We start from the raw sequence: 1,544 nt of genomic DNA on the forward strand, positions 1-1,544 counted from the left end.
GCGCTTCGTGCCCGCGTACACGGCGCTGAGGCCGAGTCCGCTGCTGGCGGACCTGCCGCAGGCCACCCGCGCCCTGACCGCCGCCGACGGCGGGGACGGTGCGGACGACGCCGACGTGTCGGCCGGGTTGCGGGAGCAGCTCGCGGCGTTGTCGGAGGAGGAGCAGGAGGCGCGGTTGCTGGAGCTGATCCGGCAGCACGCGGCCGCGGTCCTCGGCCACGCGACGCCGGCCGAGGTGGAGCCGGACCGGGCCTTCCGGGAGATGGGCTTCGACTCGCTGATGGCCGTGGACCTGCGCAACCGGCTCACCCGGTCGACGGGGCTGCGGCTGGCGACCGGTTTCGTCTTCGACCACCCCAACGCGGCGGCCGGCGCCCGGGTGCTGCGGCAGGAGCTCTTCCGGGACGGCACGGCGAGCGGGGAGTCCCTGCTGCGGGAGCTGGACCTGCTGGAGGCGTCCCTGGGAGCGGGAGCGTCCGAGCCCGACGCGCTCACCCGCACCCGGGTGGCGGTGCGGCTGCAGGCCTTCCTCTCCAAGTGGCAGGGCCAGGAGCGGCAGGCCCAGGACTGGCAGCCGCAGGAGTGGCAGGGCCAGTCCTCCGAGGAGGGCGCCGCGTCGCAGGGCGGGGTGCTGGGACAGCTGGAGTCGGCGTCCGACGACGAACTGCTCGGGTTCCTCGACCGTGAGCTGGGGCGGTAGGGGGCGGCGCCGACCGCTCCCCCTGGGGTCGGGCCCCTGTTCCATCGGGGCTCGACCCGCCCTGTAGCCGACGGCAGAACCCTGGTAGGGGCCAAGGGGTTTCGGTGTCCACCGGGCACCCCCTACGGCCACCGGTTCGGCCGACGCTCAGGGGGTTGCTGTGGAAGGCGATTGCGGAGAAGCCCTGGACGACCTGCTCCGGCAGCTCGGCGAGTGCGCTGCCGGGACCGGTCAGCTCGCCCTGGTGTCGGCCGGTCTCGCGGGAGGCAAGACGCGGTTGCTCCACGCGTTCGCCCGGCACGCCAAGGAGGCCGGCGCGCTGCGGCTGCTGGCCACCGGGTCGCGCGACGGCGCCGCCTTCCCCGTGGGGGTGGCCGACCAGTTGTTCCGGAGCGCCGATCTGCCGCCGGAGGTCGCGGCGCGCGCGTCGCGGCTGCTGGCCGGGCCTCCGGAGGGAGTCGACGAGGCCGGCGTGGTGCACGTGCTGTGTCTGGAGCTTCTGGCGCTGGCCCGGGCCGGCCGTCCGCTGGTGGTCCTCGTCGACGACGTGCAGTTCGCGGACGACTTCACGCTGCGGCTGCTCCTTCATCTGCGGCAGCGGATCGCCTCCGCGCACGTCATGATCGTGCTGTCGGAGTGGAGCTGGGCGCAGCCCGACATGACGCCGTTCCACGCCGGGATCACGCAGTATCCGCACCGCCGGATCCGGCTGCGGCCGATGGACGAGGCCGCCGTGCTGGGCCTGATGGCGTCGCGGCCGGAGGACCGGGCCTCCCGGGCGCACGTCGCCGAGGTGGTGCGGCTGACCGGGGGGAACCCGCTGCTGGTGGCGGCGCTGCTCGAC

The 1,544-nt window shown here is 74.8% G+C and carries 2 protein-coding genes; both read left to right on the forward strand.

All coding sequences use genetic code 11. The features are described 5' to 3' along the window. Positions 1-700: acyl carrier protein (locus tag HW445_RS30515; RefSeq protein ID WP_218957528.1), on the forward strand; the 700-nt coding region annotated here is incomplete at its 5' end. 160 nt (positions 701-860) lie between these two features. Continuing rightward, a partial coding sequence (locus HW445_RS30520; RefSeq protein ID WP_180224034.1) for an ATP-binding protein occupies positions 861-1,544 on the forward strand: 684 nt, incomplete at its 3' end.

This window comes from Streptomyces sp. UH6, assembly GCF_013421635.1.
In the GTDB taxonomy this organism is placed as follows: domain Bacteria; phylum Actinomycetota; class Actinomycetes; order Streptomycetales; family Streptomycetaceae; genus Streptomyces; species Streptomyces abyssomicinicus.